This window comes from Bartonella sp. AA168HLJHH, from assembly GCF_042197365.1.
GTDB lineage: Bacteria > Pseudomonadota > Alphaproteobacteria > Rhizobiales > Rhizobiaceae > Bartonella.
Genome location: NZ_JBHIRS010000001.1, coordinates 1 through 26,146 on the forward strand (window position 1 = coordinate 1; position 26,146 = coordinate 26,146).

The window sequence follows — 26,146 nt, forward strand, 5'->3', positions numbered from 1 at the left end:
ATCCCTTACATCTTGTACAGCACCAAGAATGCCCACATTGACAGAGCCTGTCACACCAGCAAAAGACTTTTCATGCTCCTCTGAATGGCTTTTATGGTGATCTGTCATGCCATCAATCGTCACACTTTCTCCACTCACATTGATATCTTGACCGGAAAGCAGATGAGAAGCAGTGATTGTGGTCTCTTTGTCTGATTGCGTGATAATGTTGCCCATTGCCCCCAGAACAGAGGAGACCGTTGTGGTATGCGATTGAGAACTATCGGACGATTCCTCATGCAAAAAGCCACTTGATGACGATTGTGCTTGCTGATCCAAGTGTTCTTGGGCACCTTTTATGACAATCTTTCCCCCAGAGTGAATGGTAATATCCGCTTTTTTCTGATCTCCTAGTGCTTTCTCTTCTGACGTTTCCTCTGCCTTACCGGCTATGAGCGTCGAGGCTACAACTTCCGTGTTGTTGCCTGAGGCAATGGCAATGCCTTTTTCTCCTGCTATACTTGAACCTACTACTTGGGTGGCTCCAAAAGTTTTATAATAGGATGAACTTCCCCCAAAAAAACCGCCATCTGTATAGCTAGATATCTCACGGTGTGAGCTATCCTCTGCATTATTGATCAGGACATCGTTGCTGGCTTTCAGCCCTACCTTGCCCTCAGCCGCAATGGAACTGCCTGTGATGCTAAGGTCATGCGGTTTGCCATCCTGTCCTGCAATGACAGTGGTATCACCTCCAGATTTTATCGAAGAGCCAACGGCATGAGAGGCTTGCATGTCCACTTTCGTGTTTTTGCCCTGAAGATGATACTCCATCTCATCGTTTCTTACCCCTATTGTTACCTCCCCTTGGGCGCCAAGAGCAACATTACCCTTGGCATCTATATTGGAAGCAGCAATATGGATATCGCCACCCGATAGAACAGTGGTCTCTTTTCCAGAACTTAGATGAGAGCCATTGTGCACCGCGACATGAGATGTTTGATCCCCGCGATGGCTATTGGCACTGTTGCGTGTGGCATCAATCGAAACATTCCTCTCAGCTTGCAAGAGGAGTTTATCCGTTGCTTGAACATCAGAGCCTAAAATATTCAAATCTTTTCCAGAGACATAAGTGGGCTTGATGTACTTTGAAAAATATTTATTTAAAAAAAATGTGTGAATACACAACAACAAGTGTATTCCGTTTAGGGCGTTCTGTTTTGCATGAGGAGTATGATCCCATTAAAAATGAAGAGATTAAGAGGAATAAAATAGAGAGATAATAAAATAAAGGCCCCGTTAAACGAGGCCTTAGTATTTTTTGTGCTGATAATTTCATTTTTACGAAATTAGAATTTGTAAGCGACACCTACACGGAAGTCATTGGTTTTGTAGTTGAATTCACGTGTATCGTTGGCGAATTTCTTTTTACCAAAATCGGAGTAACGGTATTCTGCACGTAAAAGAACGTTGTCGGTCATTGCAAAGTCAACACCGCCGCCAATAGTGAAACCAACCATTGTCTTCGTGTCATCAGCCCAAGTACCACCAGTCAAATCTACATTTTGCTTAACTGATGGGTTTTCAACCACACCAGCTTTCTGTTCAACTTTAACTCTCTCTCCTTTTCCTGTAACTGATTGAATACCCTGTACCTGCGCATAGGCAATACCACCAGCAACATAAGGCATAATGCGGTCAACAGCAGCAAAACCGATACGAACGCGTGTAGCACCAGACCATTTTTCTTTGTAACTGTGCTTTTCCGTTACCTTGTCGCCTTTTTCAAACTGTTGCTGACCTTTTAATTCAACCTTAGCTTTTTCAAGGGCAGCATTAAAATCTGCTGCATTTTTTTCAGTAAGAGTCAATTCACGGGCTGTTTTTGATTCTTCACGGTCTGCCCAAACTGCATCGGTTTCAACACCGAGAATGAGACCATTTCCAAGGTCTACGTTAGATCCGGCATAAATACCACCCATGAAACCAGAAGGACTAGGTGTGTTATCTTTTTTGAAAAGTTCTTTATCTTCTCCTGGAATAGTTACTTTAGTTTTACTCGAAAAGTTACCAACTTGACCACCAAGATAAAAGCCTGTCCAAGAAAACGAGGGGGCTGCTGCGATAACTGCTGGGGCTGTTTCACGAGGGATGATAACATCAGCAGCTTGTGCTGCAGAAGCTGAAATTAAAGCGGCAATAGAAGTTGCTATTAAAGATTTTGTATTCATAATTTTGCTCCTAAATTAACTATCAAACGACCTTACAAGATTACAGATAGAAAAGCTGTAGTAAAAATATCACAATCATACAAATAAAACCCCAGAAAACAGCGTTTTTTTAAAAGTCAATATCTTTTGGAAATTTAATTTTTTATTAATACTTTTTATTCATAATTACACTTTTGATGAAATTAGAACTTGTAAGCGATACTTACACGAAAGTCATTGGTTGTGTAGCCTAGTTTAAGATAATCCTTTTTAAATTCCTTCTTACCAAAGTCTGAGTAACAGTATTCCGCACGAAGCAGAATATGATCTGTCATCGCGAAATCTATACCACCACCAAGGATAAAACCCTCCATCGTTTTTGTTTTATTAAATACTGTAGCAGAAACTCTTTACTTGGCTTACCCATTTGCCAACTTTTTTGTTCCTGAAACTTTACCAACACCTTGTATTTGCGCATAAGCAATACCATCGCAAGATAAGGCATAATACTGTCAGCGACAGAAAAACCAACACAAACCCGTGTTGCACCAGACCTTTTTTCTTTGAAACCAATGCGATACACTGCTGTGTCACCCTTTTGAAACTTTTTATTTTCATCCAATGTAACACCAGCAATGCAACACCAGCATCTTCAAATTCATCATTAAAATCATTAAATTCATCAACCACAAGAATCTTTGAGACCGTCTTCGTCTCTCCTCGGTCTGCCCAGACTGCATCGGTTTCAACACCTAGAATGAGAACATTTCCAAGATCTACGTTGGAACCTAAATAAATACCACCGTTGAAACCGGAAGGCATAGGTAGTGCATCTTTATCTGAAGTTTTTTCTTTTGTCTCAAAATCAAATACATAAACTTTGACTTGAAAAGTTGCCAACTTAACTACCAAGATAAAAACCTGTCTAAGAAAACGAAAGAGCTGTGATAACTGTTGGAGCTGTTTTACGAGGAATGACAATATCAGCAGCTTGTGCCGCAGAAGCTGTAGTCATAGCGATAACAAAAGTTGTTACTAAAGATTTTATATTCGTAAACTTTGCTCCTCATTTATTTACGAGCACAGTATTATACGACTACAAAAAAACGCTGTAGTAAAATGATACAATCATAGGAAACGAAAGCTGACGCAAGATAAAGTCATTTCATAACTTCACGTTTCATAAGAAATTGTAAGTTACAAGTATGTGTAAATTATTGATTTTATGGCATAATTGTTATCTGTCATTTATAAAAATCTTTTTAAGAAAATCTAAATAATATCTTTTACTCCCCTAATAAATATAGGGTATGTGATAATATAACAACAGAAAATAATAGAGGCCCTGTCAAAGACAGAGCCTCTTGGAAGTTTATTTCGTTGTTGACGAAATTAGAATTTGTAAGCAACACCTACACGGAAATCATTGGTTTTGTAAGCTAATTTATCCCCGCCCTTTACAAATGCTTTTTTACCATAGTCTGAGTAACGATATTCTGCACGCAACAGAACATTGTCTGTCATTGCAAAGTCAATACCACCACCTACAGTGAAACCAACCATCGTTTTCGTTTCATCAAACACTTTAGCAGAAGCGATTTCGGCACCTTCAGCTGTCGCTGCCTTAAGAGAATCAACCACTTGCAGCTGCGTATAAGCAATACCACCAGCAACATAAGGCATAATGCGATCAACTGCTGCAAAACCAACACGAACGCGTGTTGCACCAGACCATTTTTCTTTTATAGAGGTGCCCTCTACACGTTTGTCAGTCGCCACGATACCAGCAATAGTTTTTCCTGTAGCAGGTGTAGCTTTAGCTTCTGTAAGCTCATCTTTGAAAGTTTGAAGGCCTGCGTCCCCAATGACTGCTGAATGCGCTTTTGAATCTTCGCGGTCAGCCCAGACTGCATCGGTTTCAACACCTAGAATGAGGCCATTACCAAGATCTACGTTGGAACCTACATAAATACCACCCATGAAACCGGAAGGCTTAGGTGTCCAGTCTTTATCTGTAATTTTCTTTTTTGTTTCTGAATCAACTACATCAACTTTACCTGAAAAGTTACCAACTTGACCACCGATATAAAAGCCTGTCCAAGAAAATGAAGGGGCTGCTGCGATGACTGCTGGGGCTGTTTCACGAGGGATGATAACATCAGCAGCTTGTGCTGCAGAAGCTGCTGCTATAGCGATAACAGAAGTTGTTACTAAAGATTTTATATTCATAAACTTTGCTCCTAATTTATTTATGAGCACAGTGCTACAAGATTACAGAAAGAAAAGCTGTAGTAAAAATGATACAGTCACAGAAAATGGAGGGCACATCCCAGACAAAATCGCTTCATAGCTTGATTTTGTACGAGAAACCTAAAGATATATATATAAATAACTTATTGGTTTTTAAATGTAATTCTTGTTTATTGTCTATGATTTTTTTAAGAAAATCTGAATAATATCTTTTCACATCCACAATAAATTATGTATTGTGTGATAATATGGCAACAGAAAATAACAGAGGCTCTGTCAAAGACAGAGCCTCTGTTATTTAACTTATCATCTGTTAAAATTTGTAAGCAACACCAACACGGAAATCATTGGTTTTGTAAGAAGTCTCATATTTATCATTTGAGAATTTCTTTTTCCCAAAATCTGAGTAACGATATTCCGCACGTACAATAATATTATTGGTCATTGCTAAATCAACACCAGCACCAAGGGTGTAACCAACAAGGGTCTTTGTTTCATCAGACAGAGTACCAGAAGCGATTACTTTGTCTGAATCTTTATCTGTTATTGAAATCAACGCACTATCTTGAAGCTGTGTATAAGCGATACCACCAGCAACATAAGGCATAATGCGTTCAGCTGCAAAACCAATACGCACGCGCGTTGCACCAGCCCACTTTTCTTTAAAAGTGAAACTGTGGGTTCGTTTAGCACCAGGTTTAAGCGCATCTTTACCAATATTAATTGCAGCGTCTTTTAATACCTTGTTAATATAATTGATGTGTTCTGGGGCAATGACATATGTTTTTCCTGTCTTCGTGTCATCTTTATTAGACCACATGATATCTGTATCAACACCTAGAATAAGGCCATTACCAAGATCAACGTTGGAACCTGCATAAAGACCACCCATGAAACCAGATAGTTTAGGCAAAAGGTCATCAGGCGCTGGAATCTTGTTTCCATTACTGAGAATATCCATTTTCGTTTTACCCGAAAAACCACCAATCTGGCCCCCAACATAAAAACCTGTCCAAGAAAAAGTTGGAGCAACAATAACGGGAGCAACAGGTGTTGGTCTTGGGGGAACAATAACATCTGCTGCTTGTGCTGCTGAAGCTGAAACAAAAGCGAAAGCAGAAGCTGTTATTAACCATTTCATATTCATATTTTCTCTCCATAGCTGAATATTTATTTGAACACACCGTTTCATATAGAGCCCCATCTTCAGATATCTGTAGCAAAAATGATACACTTATAAAAAAAAACAAAAAGCCAATCAAAGTACCCTTAATTGCTTGATCTGTAATAATGAGAATAAAACTATGCCCATGCACAAATGATCTCTTTTCCTCACGTTTTCTCTCCTTTATCATTTTGATAAAAAAACTGCGCCACAGTACCCTCCGTGTAAAGCGTGTGCTATTGACATAAAAATATAATATATTGATTTATAATGAAAAAATATCTTTTATATTAATTCGTCTGCAATATTGACGATGCTCTTATCTTAAGCCTTTTTATATTAAAGAAACCAAAACCATCCCTCTGCACCTCACAAACAAGCAAGTGTGTGAATAAATAAAACTATTTAAAAGCTAACATGCCTCCTATTAATACTCTCAATATTGAATATTGAAGACCGTTACAATATTGAGAACAGCTAAATCTAACTGTTCCATTTAAATTCATACAAACAACGTTTTTAGCTTCATCCTTCGCATAACCAAATGTGAATAGCTCTTTGATTGTTTTTTCATCATTGTAAAGAATGCTTGTACCGCACAAAACAAGATCTCCACTACCCTATGGACTGCAACAAAATTACATGTAATTTCATCACGCTTGCTCTTTGTTTTTAATTTAGGAATTTATTCCTTTTTGACATATTTACGCTTCTGCTTAACTTTCTAGAAAATCTTTTCCAGAGCTTTAGCCCTATTTGTAGGCTATCATTTCATACTCTTTTTAGCTAAATTGAAAAAAATACCTAAAGACAGACAACCGGTATGATAAACATTAAAACTTATATAGAAATCTCCTTAAAGCTGAAAAAACGAGAAATCTTTCTTAAAGTTTTCACACCACACCTTGCTTTAAAAATCATGAATTTGGCAGAAAAAATATCTGATATTTTGAATCATAGACAAATGAATATTTTATAAATTCTGTAGTCGAAGCATAGCATGAAAGATCAAAAGTTTAACATTTTTGTTGCTTCACTCGATTTTGATGAAGTATCCTCTCTGCAAACAGCTTAGTTTCTTGTCGAGAGGATTTTTCTTAACTCCTTACTTATGTGATTCACTTAACTAAAGGCTCTCTCTGGACAAGCCCTACTCTAAAAACACTTATCAAGGAGTTTTATATGCGCTGTATAGTTACGCTTAAAATGACAGTATTTACAGTATAACAGCGTAACCCAAAATCGGGAGGTTATATTTATCCAAACCCATGAATTTTGTAACGAGCGATTGCCATTATACAGAGTATTCTTACACCGAAATCCACCTCCCCATATCTTTTCCAAATAGTACTCTTCACCCCCTCCGTACATAATTATAATACCCTTTGCGAACAACTGCTCCTCCACTTTTCAAATGATAAAAAATATCTCCTCTCTTCAATTCCCGATCATACGTTAGACCTCTTGATGTTGTTTTCTTACTTTTTAATAACTCATTGGACTTCGTCCAAATAAGTCTGGTCGTTTTCCTTTCCCTGATCCTCTTTTAGGCTTTTTAAATCTTTTTTTACCAGAATATGATACAGGTACTAACTTAGCTGCTGTTATGCATTGGTTGTTATGCGTGCAAGAAAGTTCCATTTGAACAACTTCAGAGAAGATCTTGCTCAACTGTTCACTAGAAAAAAGATCTCTAGGAGGAACAATAGAAGGTATACCCTCTATTAACTTTTGAGAAGACAAGAAAGAAGCACCCTGAGCTACAGAGATTGAAGCAAACGTAGCGAAAGCCGTAATAAAATATTTTATATTCATAAATTTAACCTCATTAAATATCCATAATGGATTTTATCTAGTGTCTTCATTGCAAATTTCTAGAGAAAAATAGCATGTTTATAGATAAAAAGTGAGAATCCTCAAAAAACAAAGCTTTGAAGCATTTTAATTTTAAAATAAAAGAAAATTGCCCTGCTCTGCCAACATAGAAATTACTTATTGAGTAATAAATAAAGGCACGAAGTATCGTCTGAAAATAATAAACTATACGAACTTCATATAATATACTGATTTATAATGATAATTTAGCGTTATTCATATTGACTGAGAATCCTAAATACCATAAGATTCTCTCATTCCAAATCTTTTTCATGTTGAATCAATCAAAACCATTTGTTTGCACGTTACAAGTTGTGAGAGCTGTGTAGATAAAAAACACTAAAAAAAAAGACTAAAAATGCCTCTTATGAACCGTCTCAAGTGCTAAGGACTTACACAACATTGGGAATTGGCACAGTTGTGTGGATGGTAGCGGCTTGTTACTCCATAAGCATAAAGATGGTAGTGTTCAATAGATTTTATATTGGTATTGGAAGCTTTATTGTTATATCTTTTATGAGCGCCACCGTAAAATGAACTTGGGTGTCGGTTTCTTTACAAAAAGCACATGAATTAGCAACACAAATATATTCCGTTTAGAGCGTTCTGTTTTACACGAAGAACGTAAATCCATTAAAAACATGAGAAACAAAAGTATGGGGCAATGCGTAATCTCTATTATTTAACAGACATTGCTTTAAATACTTTTGAAAGTCGTAAAGCAGAATTAAAAATGATGGTAAAGATGAGATTGGTTTTTTACATTTACACATTCATATTCTCCCCCAATTAGGCTGTATACCGGTTTCAGAGATTTAAGTCTTCCAACCTACCGTATGTTTTCAGCCTCTCCTCAAAATTGCTTTGTTTCAAATAAAAGCTGTTACAAAAATAAAAAATATGAATTCGCAAAAGTACCTTTATTGCCTAAACTTCAAATGAAATAGCACTTAAGAATTTATTATAATTCTTATCAGAAAAGATGAGAGGATAAAATGCCCATAATGTACAAGCATTTTGTCCTCTCACATCAATAATTAACTCCATTTAAAAGCCAATTTTAAAGTTAGCTATGCGCAAAAATATCAACTTCCGCCCATCCTAAAAGATCAAGCCTAGCTCTCATAGGCAAAAATTGAAAGCATGCCTTGGCAACATTTTCTCGCTCTTCACGTCTTAAACGTTCTTCAAATATAACCTTTAAACGATGCAAATATAACACATCCGACGCAGCATATTCAATTTGTGCCTGTGATAACGTTTCTGCCGCCCAATCCGAAGATTGTTGCTGTTTAGAAATATTCACATTCAGCAATTCATTACAAATTTCTTTCAAACCATGACGATCCGTATAAGTGCGCGTGAGTTTCGAAGCAATCTTTGTACAAAAAATAGCCTCTGGCATAACACCAAATGTATGTGCTAAAATAGCAAGATCAAAACGCCCAAAATGGAATATTTTTACGACCGCTTTATCTTCAAGAAGCTTGACCAAATTAGGTGCATTCTTTTGTCCTTTAGCAATCTGTATAATATCGGCAGTACCATCTCCAGAAGAAAGCTGAACAACGCATAAACGATCACGATAGGGTTGTAATCCTAAAGTCTCGGTATCAATCGCAATGGCATCAGTTTTATAATTGTCTAAGTTTGGTAAATCACCTTGATGAACGCGAATCTCAGCCATTTACCCTCCTACTTGCTAAAGCAGCAAGAATACGCGCCCAAGACCGCTGCCCCTTATGAAACGATTTTAAATTATATTTTTCATTAGGAGAATGAATACGGTCATCAGCCAGTCCAAAACCAACCAAAAGAGTTTCCATACCAAGAATTGACCGAAAATCTGCTACAATTGGGATCGAGCCCCCCATGGCTGTCAAAACAGCAGGCACTTCCCACTCTTGTGATAAGGCATCCTTCGCCTCCTTGATAAAAGATGAATCATCAGAAATCTGAAGTGCCGGAGAAGAACCGTGATTCTTAAATTCAACCTTACAATCAGCAGGAATTGAGCTACGTACATAATCACGCAACGCTTGGCGTATTTTCTCTGGATCTTGCTTATGCACCAAACGACACGATACTTTTGCACTCGCTTGAGAAGCAATAACTGTTTTCATCCCTTCCCCTTCATAGCCGCCACTAATACCATTAATTTCCATGGTAGGACGTGCCCATACAAGCTCTAAAATGCTCCGCCCTTTTTCACCAGCTGGAACGGAAAGTCCTATAGGACCAAGAAAATTTTCAGCAGTACAATTAAGTGCATTCCATGATTGTAAAATCTGTGGAGGTGTTTCTTCTACGCCATCATAAAAACCAGGAAGTGTTGCCCTATTATTTTCATCGTGAAGTCCTGCTAAGATTTTCGTTAAAATACGAATGGGGTTAGCTGCTACTCCTCCAAAATAACCAGAATGCAAATCACGATTCGCTGCTGTGATAATAATCTCTTCTGCCATAATTCCCCGAAGAGAAAGAGCAATAGATGGTGTATCCGCATCCCACATTGACGTGTCACAAACCAATGCATAATCTGCCTTAAGTTCATCTGTATTTGCTTTTAAAAAAGGAATAAGGGAAGGAGAAGCACATTCTTCTTCTCCCTCAAATAAAACAGTAACTTTAATAGGAAGCTGCCCTGTTTCTTTCTTAAATGCACGACATGCTTCAATAAAAGTCATCAACTGACCTTTGTCATCTGAAGCTCCACGAGCACAAATAACTTTCTCTCCATCTCTCTCTTTTAAAGAAGGTGTAAATGGATCATCCTCCCATAAACTCAATGGATCAACAGGTTGAACATCATAATGTCCGTAAAACAACACATGCAAACAATCATCTGAAGGTCCAGGATGATGCCCAACAACCATTGGATGCCCCGGCGTATCACGGCGTGAAGCCTCAAAACCGATGCTTTTTAAATCCTCTACTAACCAATCAGCTGCTTTACGACATGCATCCTTGTAAGCCGAGTCTGTAGAAATCGATTGAAAACGTAAAAGAGAAAAAAGGCGTTCAAGGCTCTTCTCTATATTTCCATCAAGATGTGTTAGTACTTTATTCAGCATAAAAAAAACCTTTCAAGCCTTGTGTAATTATATTATAGATGCGATGACTTTAAGCCTCTTGTAAGATTTTGCAAGACACCTTATTCATTTTTGACATTGTGAGCAGTAAAAACTTGAACGTCCAGCCTGTAAAATGCGCATAATAGGCGCTCCACATTCCAAACATTGCTTGCCTTCTCGTCCATAAACTGAAAAAGCATGCTGAAAATAACCAAGCGAACCATCTATATGCATATAATCACGTAAAGAAGAGCCACCAGACAAAATGGCTTCAGAAATCACATTGCGTATATTTTGTGCTAAAGAATCTGCAAATTCACGTGCACGTGCCGTTTTTGATGCCAATGTAAATGCACCACGTTGTGGAGACAAACGACTCCGCCAAAGTGCTTCACAAACATAAATATTCCCAAGACCTGCAACAATAGACTGATCAAGTAAAACACCCTTGAGAGACATTTTTTTATTAACAAAAGCCTTTTGTAAATAACGACCAGAAAACGAATTACTCATAGGTTCAAGACCTAGCTTATTTAAAAGTGGATGTTCATAAAGCTTATCCGTATCGACTAAAAGCATAAACCCAAAGCGACGCACATCATTATAAATAAGACGATAAACGTCACCATTCTTTGTCTGAATATCCATGACAAAATGATCATGTTTAACTAATTTACTTGACGCTGAACAAGCTTTTCTTAAAAAATCATTCTCTATACGCCATGAACCAGACATTCCTAAATGGCTTAAAATCGTTTCATCCTGAGAAAGATGAAATAATAAATATTTCGCACGCCGACCAAGTTCTATAATTGTTCTGCCAATAAGGCGCTCAGAAAAAGCCTCAGGAAAAGGAAAGCGCAAATCTCTACGATTAAGTTTGACAGATACTATCTTTGCATCAGTTACAACGGACTCAAGTCCACGACGAACTGTCTCTACTTCAGGAAGCTCAGGCATTACTCTTCTTTAATAATTATACACTTTCCAATCGTATCACTGATAAATTGACTTCTTCCCCCCTCAAAAAACGAAGACTTCCTCTACATCTACTAAACAAATTCTTGATGAGTCGATTTTACTTGGATTCCTACTCATGTGAATCATTTAACTAAAGGCTTTATGGACAAACCCTGCCTTGAATATATACCACACACTCTAAAATACTTAACGTATCAATAAAGCTTACATCCCACCCCACCTCAAATGACCGTGTTTTATGGTAACAAAATTAAGCCCATTCACCCTTACGAAATACAGGAACTCTTACACCATCTTGGGTAATGCCATCTATGTCAATTTCACCAGAACCAATCATCCAGTCAATATGAATGACACTTTTATTCCCACCACGTGCTGCAATCTCTTCTGACGTCAATGATGCCCCATCTAAAAAGCATTTGGAATAACACTGCCCTAAAGCAATATGACATGCAGCATTTTCATCAAATAAGGTATTATAAAAAAGGAGTCCACTCTTAGAAATTGGTGAAGAATGGGGCACAAGGGCAACTTCGCCCAACCGGCTTGCACCCTCATCACTTTGCAAAACCTGCTGTAAAACTTCTTGACCTGTTGATGCACGAGCCTCAACAATACGCCCGGCTTCAAAACGTACTTCAATATTATCAATCAGAGTTCCTTGATAGGAAAGGGGCTTTGTTGAGCGAACGAAACCTTCAACCTTATGAGCATGAGGAGTCGTGAAAACTTCTTCTGTCGGAATATTCGGATTGCAAATAACACCATTTTGAGCAACGGATGCACCACCATGCCATTCATGATCATCTGCCAAACCAACAGTTAAATCAGTCCCTGGCCCTGTAAAGTGTAAGGCAGAAAAACGCTGCTCATTAAGCCAAAATGACCGTTTCTTCAAATGTGCATTATGAACAGTCCACGCCTGCACCGGATCTTCTCCTGTAACACGTGAAGCAGAAAAAATTGCATCGGCTAATTTTTTAATCGCCTCATTAAGTGGTAAAGAAGGAAACATTGCCTCAGCCCATCCTGCTGTTGGATAAGCAACAATCGACCAATTCATAGCAAAATTTGATATTTGCTTGAGTGCCGGCTGGTAAGCTATTGAAGTGGCTTTATTTAAACGTGAAACCTTATCAAAATCCTGATTGGAAAGGAGCAAAGGATTATCACCAACAATCGCTAAACGCGCTGCCCCATTTTCAAAAGCCTTTGCCATTCCCTCATAAAGCCAAGAAGGGGCACAATCAAAACTAGCTGTATGGGCATTTTCAAACCGTGTAAGCGATAACATATCATCACTAAAAATTGGTGTAATGACACCAGCACCAACCTTATAAGCATGATATGCAATACGCCGAACAAAAGGTAACGCTGAAACTGGAGCAGTTAAAACAAGATCCTGCCCCTCTTGTAAATTCAACCCCACTTTCACTGTAATTTCTGCAAGACGATTAAGCATTTCAGGCAAAATTGTCTCATGAATATCAAAGTACATTACCAATACCCTTCTTTAAATAGAATGCGTTCTTTATGTCGTCATATTATAAATTGTTTTTCAGATCCTTTGAGTTCGCTTTCTCTACGTATATTTATGCGTATCATTATCGCTAAAATTCACTTAATTCATAAACCGCAATGGGTATATAATCCTTCTTTGGTCATGAAAAACTTACTAGTTCCTGTGTCGTTTTTCTAACATTGCAACAATTGCATTTAACTGATCAGATGAAGGTAAAGCCATAATCGTTTTATTTTCCTCTTTCCTAGCTAGATGTTGAGGTGCATAGGCAGGGATAGGAACTTTATCAAGCTGTACCATAGCAAAAGGCGCAGGATGTGCCATCTTGGACTGTGCTACTTCTGTCGAAGGAGATGTACTTTTCTCTGCCTTTACGCCCCTACTCTCTAAGCCTTCATCTATAAAGCTTGGCGCATGACCAGAACGTTCTTGAGCAAAAGCATAAGCAACATCATAAGGGCGATTATTTGTAGGAACTTGAAGTTCTCCATCACGTGATCGTTTTTCATAAAAAGCATTTCCCCCTGCAACCTGAACATAATGCATGTTTTTATACGGAAAAGACAAACCAGCGGTATGAAAAAACTTAGCGTGTTTAACTTTCTTATCTCGTTCACCTCGTAAAACGGCATCAGCCGCCTCTCTTACACGAGCAACAGATGCTTTCTCCGTCATAGGACGCGTTAAAACACCAGGAGCAAACTGCCTATATTGACCAACAACACCACAAATCGTCTTAGGATAGGCGGTTGAATTAACACGATTCATAACAACCGTTCCAACGGCAATCATTCCTTCACGGCTTGTGCGATTTGATTCAAAATACATTGCTCGCATAAGACATTGACGCTCTGTCAATGGATATGTAACCGCTTTTGTCTTATTATTATTTATTTTTCCAGCATCTAAATGACTTGAAGCACATCCCACAACAACTAACGGCGCTACACAACAGGTAACAAAAACATTCCAACGATTTTTTTTCATCTTATGCAACACATTCCTATAATCTCTGAGATATTCAAGTCTTGAAATGAGCTTTAAATGTATCTCTCAATAAAGTACATAGCTAATTGTTACCACTCAGTAAAATTTTAATACAAGAGGTAATCAAAAAGTATCTATGCAAAATAAAAAATAAAAAACTCTTAATTTACAGATCGATATTGTTATTCTTCATGGTTCAATATAGGCTATAATAACCCACACATTTCAATTACAATAAAGTAACACTATCCACTTCTTCTACATACGAAAAAATAATACAGATATCCCCTTTAATATAAAATTTTAACAAAATGATCTGAAAGGAAATTCCCCTAGAAAACTCCCCTCCTGCCACAATACGAGTGATGATATCATCTAATATACAAATATGTCAAACCAAGAGTTAACAATCTGCCATGCTTCTCTGAAAAAACTCTTTGTTGCTTCTTTGTGCTTTTCCATAAGATGGTTATCTTATTCTTTCTATAGCTGCACTTTAAGAAAATACTCATATATCTACAAACTTATTTTATACATATAAGAAAAATTTTAATCTATTTTCTTCTCACCTACCCCAACTTTATAAGTAAGGTCATCGCGAGGACGATCAGAGGACATATGGTAACCCGTTATGATATAATGCAGCATTTCAGCAATATTAGTAACATGATCACCAATTCGTTCAATATTCTTTAAACAAAACAGTAAGTGCGTACAAACCGTAATATTGCGCATATCTTCCATCATATACGTCAAAAGTTCACGAAAAAGAGAAGTATACAAAGCATCAATCTTCTCATCACGCTCACGCACCGCGTCAACACGCTCTAATAGGCGACTCGTATAAGCATTTAAGACTTCTTTTAATTGATTGAGTGCTAAAGCTGTAATTGTTTCAAGCCCATGATAAACAGAAGCAGATTGACGTATTTCTGAAAGTGCAACAGTCCTTTTAGCAATGTTTTTTGCCATATCCCCAATCCGTTCAAGATCAGAAGAAATACGAATGGCTCCAATAATTTCACGCAAATCGACAGCCATCGGTTGACGTTTGCAAATAATAGCAACCGCTTTTTCATCAATGTCACGTTCTGCTTCATCTAAAAATACATCATCGGCAATCACTGTCGTTGCAAGTTGAAGATCACTACACACAACCGATGCGACAGAACGTTCAATCATCCTTTCTGCATGGCTCCCCATTTCTGTAATCCTTGCTTTTAAATATTTTAGTTCTGCATCATAAGAACGGACAGTATGATTCATAGACATATCTTATACTCCTCAATTCACCTATCCAAAACGTCCCGTAATATAATCTTGCGTCCGTTGTTCTTTTGGTGAGGTGAAGATCATTTCAGTCGCACCAACTTCTACCAAATGCCCTAAATGAAACATAGCTGTATATTGAGAAACACGTGCGGCCTGTTGCATGGAATGCGTTACGATAACAATTGTATAATTCTGCCTCAATGCATCGATAAGCTCTTCAATCCGTGCTGTCGCAATGGGATCAAGAGCCGAACAGGGCTCATCCATCAAAATAACTTCAGGACTAACCGCAATGGCGCGTGCAATACACAAACGCTGTTGTTGTCCTCCTGATAAACTTGTTCCAAGATCATGAAGTCGGTCTTTTACTTCTTCAAACAAACCTGCCTGCCTCAAACTCTTTTCAACGACATCATGCAATTCAGAACGCGTTTTAACTAAACCATGAATGCGTGGACCATAAGCAACATTCTCAAATATAGATTTTGGAAAAGGACTAGGTTTTTGAAAAACCATTCCTACACGTGCACGCAATTCTACAACATCAATCCGTGTGTCATAAATATTCTCCCCATCTAAGGTAATAAGACCCGTTATTTTAGCGCCTTCAATCGTATCATTCATACGGTTAAAACAACGCAAAAAAGTCGACTTCCCGCATCCTGATGGACCTATCAAAGCCGTCACTTGATGTTCAGGAATATCAAGTGTAATACCATGGAGTGCTTCTTTGTCTCCATAAGAAACCTTCACATCCTGACCACGCATTTTAATTTTCATTATAAAAATTCACCTTACAAAAATCTTATCAAAGCTGTTGTTTTATTAAAATTACTGGCGGCGTTCAAATCGTCGACGTAAAAAAACCGCAGAAATATTCATGATCGCAAGAAAAATCATCAATACAATAATAGCACCTGATGTCTTTTCAACAAAAGCACGCTCTGCTTCACCCGCCCACATAAAAATTTGAACAGGCAAAGCCGTTGCTGGATCCATGGGGGTCGTAGGAATATTAACAACAAAAGCAACCATTCCAATCAAAAGCAAAGGAGCTGTTTCACCCAAAGCCTGAGCGACTCCAATAATTGTGCCTGTCAAAATGCCAGGCGCAGCTAAAGGAACAACATGATGAAAAATCATTTGTGTTTTTGATGCTCCCAACCCCAAAGCTGCAGAACGAATAGAGAGAGGAACAGCACGCAGAGCAGAACGTGTTGCAATAATGATCGTGGGAAGAGTCATGAGCGCTAAAACAAGACCACCAACAAAAGAGGCTGAACGTGGTAATCCTAAAAAATTAACAAAAAAAGAGAGTCCTAAAAGACCAAACACAATTGAAGGAACAGCTGCAAGATTATTGATATTAACCTCTATAAAATCTGTAAATTTATTTTTGCGTGCATATTCTTCTAAATAAAGAGCCGTTGCTATGCCTATCGGAAGGGAAACTAATAAAACGATGCCTATCATATAAAGAGAACCAATGATCGCAACACCTAATCCCGCAGTCTCAGGACGACTTGAAGCGCCAAATGTAAAAAAACCAATATTAAATGTTTTATAAAGCGTACCATCATGCGCTAAACGCTTTATCCATTCTATTTGTCGATTAGAAACTTTACGGTTTTTTTCTGCTACACGCAGATCAATCTGTCCCTTATAAGCAGAATCAATATCCGCAGATGCCAAAACTTTAACTTTTTGCATTGTGCCAATCAGTTTTGGATTCTTTGTCACCATTTCACGCAGTTGAACACGGACACCATTTGAAAACATCCGGTTAACGTCCAAAAGAGAGGCTCGATCATTTTGATTGATATTAAGTTTCTTCGCTAAAGCATTGCGTACAAGAAGTGGATAATTCGCCGTCATGAGCACTTGTGGTTTTGTTTTACGTTGACCACTTGGATCAATGATCTTTTCATCCAAATAAATCGATAATGTCATTTCACTTTGAAAAAAAGCTGTATAACCCTGACTAATGATAGACCATAAAAGCGTAAATAAAAAAAATAAACCAATAGAAATGGCAATCAAACCATAGGCACGAAAACGACGTTCAGCCCAATACCGACGCTTGAGACTAATATTGCGACGAGGAAAAAAATCTTCATTCATTCATATTGTTCCCGATATTTACGCACAATATAAAGAGCCAGAATATTCATCAAAAGTGTCATAACAAAGAGCGTCATCCCTAAGGCAAAAGCCACCAGAGTTTGTGGAGAATTAAACTCAAAATCACCGGTCAATTGATTAACAATCTTAACAGTCATCGTAGTCATTGCTTCGAAAGGATTGAGTGTTAAGTTTGCTGCAACACCTGCCGCCAAAACCACAATCATTGTTTCTCCAATTGCACGCGATGCCGTCAACAAAATGGCCCCCATAATCCCTGGAAGCGCTGCTGGTATAACAACTTTTTTAATTGTTTCAGATTGCGTTGCGCCTAAACCATAAGAACCTTCACGTAAAATGCGTGGAACAGCCGTAATAACATCATCCGATAAAGAGGAAACAAAAGGTATCAACATAATTCCCATCACAACTCCAGCAGTCAAAACACTTTGTGCCATAATAAAACTAACCCCGTCTGAGAGAGAAGCAGAGAGATCTCGTAAAAATGGTCCCACAACCTTCAAAGCAAAAAAGCCATAAACAATCGTTGGAATGCCAGCAAGAACTTCTAACAATGGCTTCACAATTGCTCGCAATCGCGCAGAAGCATACTCCGCCATATAAAGAGCTGAAAATAGTCCTATAGGTACAGCAAAAAGCATGGCAACAAATGCAATATAAAGCGTACCAGCAAGAAGCGGTATTAAACCAAATTGTCCTACTTCATCGCTGGAACCGCTCGCGGAAAAACGCGGATCCCAAACTGTTCCTAAAAAGAAATTTGAAAAGGATACAGACTGAAAAAAGCTTACTGTCTGAAAAAGCATAGAAAGCGCAATGGCTATTGTTGTCAAGACTGCAACAATAGATGCACAAATCAATCCAATAATAATAAAAGATTCAACCTTATTACGGGCACGTTGATGAGGCGCAATTTGCATCATTCCACAGATAAAACCAAAGGACGCAATAGCAAAAAGAAAAACATAACCTATAAACTGAAGCTTTTCAGAAGAGAATACCCACGACTGTGCTATTTTGAACACATCATCCGATGCTTCATCGGATAAAATCAATCCCTTCGCGAGTAATTGTGCCTGCACTTCCTTATAGGAAGCGCTAGAAAGATTCCCCTCAAAGCGATGAATCTTTTTGACGAGACTTCGAAGTGTCTCCCAAAGTAGATCGTGATTTACAGGCTCTGTTACATGCGCACTATACGCCTCAAGCTCTCGAGAGGCATTATATTCTAAATAAATTGTACTCCCAGCATCCCAAACAATTAAAAAAATAAAAGCTGGAATAACAGTAATCAAAAATGTCCACCAGCCATAATAATACGCACGAGAATGCATTTTATGTTGTCTGTATTCAAGAATGCGTGCTCGCATATAAGAAATACAAAAGCCACAAAATCCAAAAGTCAATAATAACAAAATAATAAAGGAAATGCGCATTTTATCTTTCAGTTTTTATAAAAAAATAGCATCCAAATTCCCTATCCCAGAAATCCAACAAATTTTCCCTGCAAATTATTTCAATGTCATTACTCGACCAGCAGAAAAATCAGAACGCTGTGCTTGACGCTCCTTTTCAGGAGAAACAATCAAACCATATTCAGCCAAAGGACCCTCTGGACCAATCATTTGATCAGAAAGAAAAAAGTCAACATACTCTCGCAAACCTGAAATAATACCTAAATGTGCTTTCTTAATATAGAAAAAAAGCGGACGAGAAACCGGATATTGTCCACTAGAAATCGTCTCAACTGTTGGCGCAAAACCGTTAATATCGGCAACCTTTAGTTTATCAGCATTATTTTGATAAAAAGACAAACCAAAAATACCAACCCCTGTTTTATTAGAAGTTAGACGCGCAAATGTTTCAGAATAATCACCATCAATATCAACCGCTTTTCCATCCTTACGTACCGCAATACAAGCAGTGTGTATCTCCTTATCATCCATTCCTAAAGACTTCATCACCTCAACTGCCCCACTCTCTTTACACCCCTTAGTAAGTAATTTTTCCTCAAAAACTTCACGTGTCCCATGCTTCTCCCCAGGAATATACGCTGCTATCGTCCAATCAGGAAGAGCACTATTAACTGCACTCCATTTCAAAACATTATTCGGTTGCAACTTTCCGTCTATAATAATTCGAGCAGCAAGGGCTTTATAAACATCTACTGGCTGTAATTTCCAATCAGGTCCCTTAATATCAGTTGCAAAAACAATGCCATCATACCCAATACGTATTTCCTCAACATCTTTTACACCAGCATCAAAACAAGACTGTAATTCACTCGGTTTCATTGCTCGCGAAGCATTAACAATATCAACAGTGTTCTCCCCAATACCACGGCAGAATTCCTTAATACCAGCTCCTGTTCCTCCCGATTCGATAACAGGAACCTTAAAATGGGGATAAATTTCTCCAAATGTTTCAGCAACAATCTTTTGATAAGGTAAAACTGTAGATGAACCAGTAATCTGTATTTGATCGCGCGCATTGCCTCCATTTGCTGACAGCAGTAGCGCAAAAATCAATCCCACTCCAATTGATAATACTTTGTTCATCTATAAACTCCCTAAAAATCGAAAACAAAGCCTCTTAACTTATATTATACGGTCATTCTAGTTCACATTTACAACATAACAAATATAAAAAACAACATGGATCATTTTTTTAAAACCATGTTTTTGTCCTCTGTCAAATAAATTCATTTGAACGCTTGAACTCAATAACATCCCAAAACAAATGAGCAACATCTGTACCGCAGAAGCGTTTAATTTCACGAATTCCCGTAGGAGACGTCACATTAATTTCTGTTATATAATCTCCAATCACATCAATCCCCACAAAAAGAAGACCGCGTTCCTTTAAGGCTGGACCAATGCGTTCACAAATTTCATAATCACGTTTTGTTAACTCCACATTTTCCGCGCGACCTCCAACATGCATATTAGAGCGCACATCTGTTTCTGTCGGAATTCGATTAATAGCTCCAACAGGTGTACCATCAAGCAAAACAATCCTTTTATCTCCTTTTCGTACTGCCTCTAAATAGCGCTGAACAATAAAAGGTTCGTGATAAATTTCTGCAAACATTTCTAACAATGATGCTAAATTGCGATCATCTTGTTTTAAATAAAAAATACCAGCACCCCCATTTCCATAAAGTGGTTTAACAATAATATCGCCAAATGTCTCTCTAAAAGCTGTTATTTCTTCAATATCTTTGGTAATTAATGTTTCTGGCATCAGATCAGAAAATTCAGTAACAAAAATTTTTTCTGGACTGTTGCGTACCCATGCCGGATCATTCACAACGAGTGTTTTAGGATGAATACGCTCTAACAAATGAGTTGTTGTGATATAATTGAGATTAAAAGGTGGATCTTGGCGTAAAAGAACCACATCCATATCTGTTAATTCCGTACGAGCAGGCTTTTCTAATCGATAGTGGCTTCCCTCTTTATCATGTACAATCAATGGCTCTAGTCGTGCAATCACACAACCATCGTATAGAGATAAACGATCTGGTGTATAATGGAAGAGAGAGTGTCCACGTTCTTGGGCTGCTAAAGCGAGTGCAAATGTCGTATCTCCTTGAATCCGAACTGTTGAAATATGATCCATCTGAATGGCAATTTTCATAAATAAATCCTCTCTATCCTAAAAGCAGACTGGTCTATGCATCATAAACTTAGTAAACAATAAAAGAACTATGACAAGAGAAAATTTATGACACAAGAAACAGATATAAAATTAAACAACAAAGAAATCGAACGCTATGCACGCCACATCATTTTGCCTGAAATTGGTGGTACAGGGCAACAAAAGCTAAAAAAAGCACGCGTTCTTGTTGTAGGCGCTGGTGGTCTTGGTGCTCCTGTCTTAACCTATTTGGCTGCCGCAGGTGTTGGAACTCTTGGAATTGTCGATAACGACATCGTTTCACTTTCCAATTTACAACGCCAAGTTATTCATAAAACAAATGCAATCAACAAAAGCAAAACAGACAGTGCTGAAACCACTATAAAAGCAATAAATCCCCATGTTGTAGTTGAAAAACACACCCTACGCTTAGATAAAAGTAATGTGGATAAACTGCTCAATGCTTACCACATCATTGTTGATGGAAGTGATAATTTTACCACTCGCTATCTTCTCGCTGATCACGCTGCCCAATGTAAAAAACCTTTAATAAGTGGTGCTGTAGAACGTTTTAATGGCTCATTAACCGTCCTTATGCCGTATAAAGACAATAATCCTCACTATCGCGATTTATTTCCCACCCCTCCTGCTCCCGATACTATTCCAACATGCGCTGAAGCTGGAATCATCGGTGTTTTACCTGGCGTTATTGGAACCCTACAAGCAATGGAAGTTATTAAAATGATCACAAACATCGGAGAGCCATTAGTAGGAAAGATTCTTCTCTATAATGGATTATTAGCGCAATTTAATATTATTACTTATAAACGCTCAAATTATAAAGAAAATACCATAGTTATTAAGAAGCTTGGAGAATCATGATTATGTCCTCTCTTCCACTAATTTTTAGCACTCTCGCAATATGTATTGAAATACTAATTAATTTTATCGCAAGTCATCGAAACATTGTAACCAATGAAACCTATTAAATTTATCACAAATATGGAAAACCTTTTGTGAAAAAATAATTCTCTATAATGGATTATCAGCATAATTTCATGTCATCGTCTATAAATGGACAGAGACTCGTGGGAACATAGCTGCTATCAATATTCTTGTGTAAAAAATTTTCGACGTAGATAAAAATACAATCAGCAGAACTCTATTCAACTATTTTAATATTCACACATAAAAATTGTTTCACATGAAAGTGCTTACTTCAAACCATAACCTATAAATAAATAATCTAAGTCACATTTTAGTGATCGATACTATAAAAGGTTAATGATCTGTCAGTACATCTCTAACCTCAAGAGAAAACGTCTATTCATCGAGCATCATAAAATGCAGCTTAGGATTATTGCACGTATAAGAACAATCAATTGTCTCTGTTCATAAGAAAAATACATGGGAATTGATGTAAAAGTACATGGGGATTTGTGTATAGAAGGATTGAGATAAACCTCATGGAGAGCTTTAATTATATAATTATTGCATTTAGAAGCAGAAAGCTGCGGCTCATAAATTGATAATCCTTCAGCAATAATTTCACAGACAAGTATATGTAGAAAAAGTGAAGCACACAAATCTTGAAAACCAATCCACAGACGACAGCGTAAAGAGTGCATTTTTATAAAAGATCTCTTTAAAATAAGCGAGTAAATATGCAATGTTAAATATGTTCTGTTTTGCGTGAGGGGCGTTCCCCCCTAACAAAACATCAATAAGAGCTCTTTTTATAAAACTGTGAAACTAAAATTACAAAAAAATCAGACTTCTTTCTAAAATTAACATCTATGGTATAAGTTAATTTGGCTCGTTCGCTTTATTATTATCCATTGGTAAAGGAACAGGATGATCGGATAAACTGCGTAAATAAAGCAAGAGATCGGCACGATCTTGGTCATTTTTAATTCCACGAAAAGACATAATGGTCCCAGGAAAAGCTTCACGTGGAGAATGTAAATAACGATCTAACGTTACAAAATCCCATTTTTGATCAGAATGAGCACGTAATGCCCGTGAATAAGCAAAACCTGCTGCTGATGCCAAAGGGCGGTTAACAATCTCCCAGAGAACTGGACCAACACGCCCTGCTTCATTGCGTCCAGATGTGTGGCATATGGCACATTGGCGAAAAACTTTACGGCCATTTTCAAAATTGCCTTGTTGAAGGCGGCTATTTAGTGATAGGGAAACATCAGGTGCTTTTTGTTTTTCTTGAAATATATCATTCTTGGCAACTGTATGATGATATTGGACTGATGTAGGATGATCGTAAACTATATTGCTGAGTGTGAAAATCCCCACAATAGCGACCAGCACACATAAACAAGCACAAATAAAATAAATAAATCTCGAGCGATTCATAAAAACTCAAATGTTCACGATTTTATTACCATTTTTAGTTTAAGCTTTTTCTTTATAACACACAACATCTTCTTTATAACACACAACATCATAAATGCATCACAGATGACATTGGGAATCTTACAATGGCTCTTGAAACAATTATTCTTATTCCTGCCCGTATGGGCTCAACCCGTCTTCCTCAAAAAGCTCTCGCTGAAATTGGCGGAAAACCGATGATTGTTCATGTCGCAGAACAAGCCAAAAAAGCTGGAATAGGACGTACAATCGTTGCAACAGATCATAATGATATCGCTAAAGCTGTTGCAGATTATGGGCATGAATATATCATAACACGAGGTGATCATAAGTCTGGATCTGATCGTATTTATGAAGCTTTAGTGCGCATTGATCCTGAACAACGCTACAACGCCATTTTAAATATACAAGGTGACTTACCAACAATCATGCCTCGTGAAATCATTCGTGCGCTACGCCCTTTAGAAAATAGCTTTACTGATATTGCAACCTTGGGTGCCAAAATCATTGAAGAAAATGAAACAAGAGATCCCAATGTTGTCAAAATCATTGGTACACCGCTTTCTCAAAATCGCCTTCGTGCTCTTTATTTTACGCGCGCCAAAGCACCTTATGGAGAGGGTCCTCTTTATCACCATATTGGAATATACGCCTATAGGCGCGAAGCACTTGAGAAATTTGTATCATTCAAACCCTCACCACTTGAGAAACGTGAAAAACTTGAACAATTACGTGCATTAGAAAACAATATGCGTATTGATGTGGAAATAGTCGATACAATTCCCTTAGGTGTAGACACACAACATGATCTCGATAGAGTTTGTGAGATTTTAGCATGAAAATACTTAAAAAAACCAATAAAATTTCTTTCCAAGGAGAATACGGCGCTAATTCCCATATTGCTTGCTCCAATATGTTCCCCAATATGGATGCTGTTCCCTCTGCTACTTTCGAAGACGCCCTTAATTTAGTGGAAAGCGGGAAAGCTGATCTTGCTATGATCCCTATTGAAAATACCCTTGCGGGACGCGTTGCAGACATTCATCATCTTTTACCACAGTCATCTCTTTATATTATTGATGAATATTTTTTACCTATCCATTTTCAACTCATGGTTTTGCCCGGCGTTACACATGACGAAATTAAAACCGTCCACAGCCATACGCATGCCCTTGCACAATGCCGAAAAATCATACGAAACAACGGTTGGAAACCTGTTGTTTCTGCTGACACCGCTGGAGCTGCAAAATTTATTAAAAAAAATGCTAAACGTTCACAGGCTGCCTTAGCACCTTTAATCGCAGCAGAACTCTATGGACTTGATATTCTTGAAAGAGATGTTGAAGATAACCCTCATAATATTACCCGTTTTGTCATCCTTTCACGCTCCAAACGACATGTCCCCAAACCTCAAAATGGCGAAAAAATCATCACCAGTCTTCTTTTTCGAGTGCGCAATGTCCCCGCTGCTCTCTATAAAGCTATGGGAGGATTTGCAACGAATGGTATCAATATGACAAAATTAGAAAGCTATCAAATTGGTGGAAATTTCAATGCAACACAGTTCTTTGTTGATATTGAAGGACATCCTGAAGACCCGATGATGAAACTTGCCTTAGAAGAATTATCTTTCTTTTCTGCAGAACTGCGTATTATCGGTACTTATCCAGCACAAAACGATCGAACATCGTATATATAAAAGCAATTAAGCTGCTATCATTTTTTGTTGATATCAAAAAGCATCGTAAAAATTTCATAATGCAACGCATCTTGAAAGGGCTCATTTTTTCTACTCAACACCCTTCATAAACACTGAAGAAGAAAAAACAGCTCGTAATAGAATATATAAATTATTTTCATAATATTTTCTCACAAATTATATCATGATAAACCGCAATTCAACTCGTATAAAAACCAGTGTAAAAAAACACAGTAACCAAAAATAAAAACGCTTGTACCATCTATTTCCTTTTATATATTCAAAGAGAGCTTCTTGAGAAAAGTCATTTCCTCTGACAATATTCCAATAAAGATAACGAACTTCTAAATTAGCTCTCAAAACAATTCAAATTATTATACATAATAGAGCATTCGAATCTTTTAGATTAATATCATTCTAAACATGGTTTAAAACTAGAAAATGCAACTTAGCCCTGATTTTAGCGTTAAGTTTGAACTTGTATCTTTATAAAAACTGATTTATGATTCACCTCACTTTAGAAAAAAGGAGAGGATAATGAAAAAAATCTTCACGCGAGGATTATTAGCCGCAAATATTCTCGCCTACTCTAGTGTTGCATTTGCTGGCTTTGGTGAAAAAAAATGGAATTTTGCGCGGGATGAAAGTGTTGTGATCACACCATCCTATACATTCCAGCAAGGAGTTGAATACTCTTGTAATACCTTTAAACCGAAGAAAGTATCCTTTACTTTATCATACTCTGCCCCTTCTGATTTAAACAAATTGAGAATTTTTGTTGATGATGAAAAGAAAATAACCCATGATAAAGAAAAGAAAATCTTTACCCTAAAAAATATAAAATCTCTTCATATAAGTTTTCCTTGGTCAGGACATTATATTTTTAAAAATATTACGAACAAAAAAGTTGTTGGAACAGATTGTGACACAGGAGGTTATGATTAACAATATTTCTATAACATC

At 37.5% G+C, this 26,146-nt stretch carries 20 protein-coding genes and 2 pseudogenes; 4 read left to right on the forward strand and 18 right to left on the reverse strand.

The genetic code is table 11. The annotated features are described in order from the left end of the window. From ACFINM_RS00005 to gshB, 17 genes and pseudogenes are all read right to left on the reverse strand, one after another. Window positions 1–1,113 (reverse strand): annotated as a pseudogene (locus ACFINM_RS00005) (hemagglutinin repeat-containing protein); the annotation flags it as partial. Window positions 1,114–1,328: 215 nt separating this feature from the next. Continuing rightward, entirely contained in the window at window positions 1,329–2,210 is an 882-nt protein-coding gene (locus ACFINM_RS00010; RefSeq protein ID WP_375630287.1) for an outer membrane protein, read from the reverse strand. Window positions 2,211–2,392: 182 nt separating this feature from the next. Beyond that, a pseudogene (locus ACFINM_RS00015) lies at window positions 2,393–3,204 on the reverse strand (outer membrane protein). A gap of 377 nt (window positions 3,205–3,581) precedes the next feature. Continuing rightward, window positions 3,582–4,418, reverse strand: a complete 837-nt coding sequence (locus tag ACFINM_RS00020) for a porin (protein ID WP_375639432.1) — start codon at window positions 4,416–4,418, stop codon at window positions 3,582–3,584. A gap of 334 nt (window positions 4,419–4,752) precedes the next feature. Further along, window positions 4,753–5,586, reverse strand: coding sequence for an outer membrane protein (locus tag ACFINM_RS00025; protein ID WP_375621215.1), 834 nt, complete (start codon window positions 5,584–5,586; stop codon window positions 4,753–4,755). A gap of 1,503 nt (window positions 5,587–7,089) precedes the next feature. Continuing rightward, window positions 7,090–7,419 carry a hypothetical protein gene (locus tag ACFINM_RS00030; protein ID WP_375621214.1) on the reverse strand — a complete coding sequence of 110 codons (330 nt, stop codon included), beginning with the start codon at window positions 7,417–7,419 and terminating at the stop codon, window positions 7,090–7,092. Window positions 7,420–8,545: 1,126 nt separating this feature from the next. Then, on the reverse strand, window positions 8,546–9,166 hold the full coding sequence (locus ACFINM_RS00035) for a ribonuclease D (RefSeq protein ID WP_375611786.1): 621 nt from the start codon (window positions 9,164–9,166) through the stop codon (window positions 8,546–8,548). Beyond that, window positions 9,159–10,553 carry a M20/M25/M40 family metallo-hydrolase gene (locus tag ACFINM_RS00040; protein ID WP_375611787.1) on the reverse strand — a complete coding sequence of 465 codons (1,395 nt, stop codon included), beginning with the start codon at window positions 10,551–10,553 and terminating at the stop codon, window positions 9,159–9,161. Before ACFINM_RS00040 ends, ACFINM_RS00035 begins: the two co-directional genes overlap by 8 nt. Before the next feature lie 84 nt (window positions 10,554–10,637). Next, a complete protein-coding gene (gene mutM / locus ACFINM_RS00045) occupies window positions 10,638–11,513 on the reverse strand; it encodes a bifunctional DNA-formamidopyrimidine glycosylase/DNA-(apurinic or apyrimidinic site) lyase (protein WP_375621213.1) in 876 nt (291 codons plus the stop codon). A 271-nt stretch (window positions 11,514–11,784) separates the two neighbouring features. Continuing rightward, window positions 11,785–13,032, reverse strand: coding sequence for an aminopeptidase (locus ACFINM_RS00050; protein WP_375639437.1), 1,248 nt, complete (start codon window positions 13,030–13,032; stop codon window positions 11,785–11,787). Window positions 13,033–13,209: 177 nt separating this feature from the next. Further along, window positions 13,210–14,043, reverse strand: coding sequence for a cell wall hydrolase (locus ACFINM_RS00055; RefSeq protein ID WP_375639442.1), 834 nt, complete (start codon window positions 14,041–14,043; stop codon window positions 13,210–13,212). A 549-nt stretch (window positions 14,044–14,592) separates the two neighbouring features. Further along, window positions 14,593–15,315 carry a phosphate signaling complex protein PhoU gene (gene phoU, locus ACFINM_RS00060; RefSeq protein ID WP_012754655.1) on the reverse strand — a complete coding sequence of 241 codons (723 nt, stop codon included), beginning with the start codon at window positions 15,313–15,315 and terminating at the stop codon, window positions 14,593–14,595. Window positions 15,316–15,336: 21 nt separating this feature from the next. Further along, window positions 15,337–16,095 carry a phosphate ABC transporter ATP-binding protein PstB gene (pstB, locus tag ACFINM_RS00065; RefSeq protein ID WP_012230692.1) on the reverse strand — a complete coding sequence of 253 codons (759 nt, stop codon included), beginning with the start codon at window positions 16,093–16,095 and terminating at the stop codon, window positions 15,337–15,339. 51 nt (window positions 16,096–16,146) lie between these two features. After that, entirely contained in the window at window positions 16,147–17,436 is a 1,290-nt protein-coding gene (gene pstA, locus ACFINM_RS00070; RefSeq protein WP_375639449.1) for a phosphate ABC transporter permease PstA, read from the reverse strand. After that, on the reverse strand, window positions 17,433–18,893 hold the full coding sequence (gene pstC, locus ACFINM_RS00075; protein WP_375639455.1) for a phosphate ABC transporter permease subunit PstC: 1,461 nt from the start codon (window positions 18,891–18,893) through the stop codon (window positions 17,433–17,435). The genes pstA and pstC overlap by 4 nt, the downstream gene beginning before the upstream one ends. 75 nt (window positions 18,894–18,968) lie before the next feature. Beyond that, window positions 18,969–20,015 carry a substrate-binding domain-containing protein gene (locus ACFINM_RS00080; RefSeq protein WP_375613323.1) on the reverse strand — a complete coding sequence of 349 codons (1,047 nt, stop codon included), beginning with the start codon at window positions 20,013–20,015 and terminating at the stop codon, window positions 18,969–18,971. 133 nt (window positions 20,016–20,148) lie between these two features. Beyond that, window positions 20,149–21,096: a glutathione synthase gene (gene gshB, locus ACFINM_RS00085; RefSeq protein ID WP_375639459.1), complete on the reverse strand. Its 948-nt coding sequence runs from the start codon at window positions 21,094–21,096 to the stop codon at window positions 20,149–20,151. An 87-nt stretch (window positions 21,097–21,183) separates the two neighbouring features. On the opposite strand from gshB, the gene ACFINM_RS00090 reads away from it, so the two are divergent. Further along, window positions 21,184–21,978 (forward strand): molybdopterin-synthase adenylyltransferase MoeB, encoded by a 795-nt coding sequence (locus tag ACFINM_RS00090; RefSeq protein WP_375639463.1) that lies wholly within the window; start codon window positions 21,184–21,186, stop codon window positions 21,976–21,978. Between the two features lie 924 nt (window positions 21,979–22,902). Here ACFINM_RS00090 and ACFINM_RS00095 read toward each other — a convergent pair. After that, complete coding sequence (locus tag ACFINM_RS00095; RefSeq protein WP_375611798.1) at window positions 22,903–23,466, reverse strand: c-type cytochrome; 564 nt, start codon at window positions 23,464–23,466, stop codon at window positions 22,903–22,905. A gap of 125 nt (window positions 23,467–23,591) precedes the next feature. On the opposite strand from ACFINM_RS00095, the gene ACFINM_RS00100 reads away from it, so the two are divergent. The 3 genes from ACFINM_RS00100 to ACFINM_RS00110 all read left to right on the forward strand — a co-directional run bounded on the left by ACFINM_RS00100 (window position 23,592) and on the right by ACFINM_RS00110 (window position 26,128). After that, window positions 23,592–24,323 carry a 3-deoxy-manno-octulosonate cytidylyltransferase gene (locus ACFINM_RS00100; protein ID WP_375611799.1) on the forward strand — a complete coding sequence of 244 codons (732 nt, stop codon included), beginning with the start codon at window positions 23,592–23,594 and terminating at the stop codon, window positions 24,321–24,323. After that, entirely contained in the window at window positions 24,320–25,183 is an 864-nt protein-coding gene (locus tag ACFINM_RS00105; protein WP_273790573.1) for a prephenate dehydratase, read from the forward strand. The genes ACFINM_RS00100 and ACFINM_RS00105 overlap by 4 nt, the downstream gene beginning before the upstream one ends. A gap of 537 nt (window positions 25,184–25,720) precedes the next feature. Beyond that, complete coding sequence (locus ACFINM_RS00110) at window positions 25,721–26,128, forward strand: hypothetical protein (RefSeq protein ID WP_375610537.1); 408 nt, start codon at window positions 25,721–25,723, stop codon at window positions 26,126–26,128. The last annotated feature ends 18 nt before the right edge of the window (window positions 26,129–26,146 follow it).